The organism is Bradyrhizobium sp. Leo78 (assembly GCF_059512425.1).
The window spans coordinates 1-403 of sequence record NZ_JCAMOT010000258.1 but is presented as its reverse complement, the minus strand read 5'-3'; the positions used below and the strand labels follow the sequence as shown (position 1 = coordinate 403).

Below are 403 nucleotides of genomic sequence, written 5' to 3'. Positions count from 1 at the left end.
CCGAATCGGCCCATCACATTGCCACTCTGCTCGGAATGCCGGCGGCTTCGCTGACGGACGAGCTGCGCAAGAATACAGGCCAGCCGGTGTTCCGCGGCGACATTCGTGCCGGCATTCCGGCCGATCTCATTCGCAACCGTCCCGATATAAGAAAGGCTGAACGCGAGCTTGCGGCGGCTGTGGCCGATATCGGTGCAGCGCAAGCCCAGCTCTACCCGTCGATCTCGCTTTCCGGCTCGATTTCGCCGAGCTGGGTCAAATCCTCGGGCGCCAGCGGCGCCAGCCTGACCAGCTGGTCGTTCGGCCCGACGCTCAACCTGCCGATTTTCGATGGCGGCAAGTTGCGGGCCAATGTCGACATCGAGAAATCCGATGCCAGAACCCAGTATCTGGCGTGGAAAGC

The 403-nt window shown here is 62.5% G+C and carries 1 protein-coding gene; it reads left to right on the top strand.

Going from position 1 to position 403, the window contains the following annotated elements; all coding sequences use genetic code 11:
• Nucleotides 1-403 (top strand): TolC family protein (locus AC5ZG1_RS44570; protein ID WP_496136595.1); only part of this gene is annotated, 403 nt, incomplete at both ends.